This window comes from Mesorhizobium sp. M1A.T.Ca.IN.004.03.1.1 (assembly GCF_003997555.1).
Lineage (GTDB): Bacteria > Pseudomonadota > Alphaproteobacteria > Rhizobiales > Rhizobiaceae > Mesorhizobium.
On record NZ_RZTV01000103.1, the window covers coordinates 1 to 342 of the forward strand.

1 protein-coding gene is annotated in these 342 nt (G+C 62.3%); it reads left to right on the forward strand.

Annotated elements, in window-relative coordinates; all coding sequences use genetic code 11:
- Window positions 1-250: hypothetical protein (locus EOD29_RS36225; RefSeq protein ID WP_164763899.1), on the forward strand; the 250-nt coding region annotated here is incomplete at its 5' end.
- Between the last annotated feature and the right edge of the window lie 92 nt (window positions 251-342).

Here is a 342-nt window from a genome sequence, read left to right on the forward strand (position 1 = left end):
GAAGCCGGAAATCAGCCGCATTGCCGCGATCGGCGTGGCGCCGTCGCCCTCGCGTTTCAGGATGGTCCGGCCCGAACGGCCGATCGCGGCAGGGATGGTGATTGCGCCGAATCGGACGATGGCGCGGCTCTTCTTCCCTGGCGCGGGGCGCACCACGATCGTCGATGGCCGCATGCCCCGGCTCCGCCTTGCTTTTTCCATTTTTCTCGCATGTCTTGCATTGCCTGAGGCCGTGATTGAAATCATATGAAAAGCTGCGCGGCAACAGCCCCGCCGGCCGATCCTTGCCAAAGCTGGAATTTGGCGTAGGACTAGGGGACTAAACTTTGAGGACGCAACGGC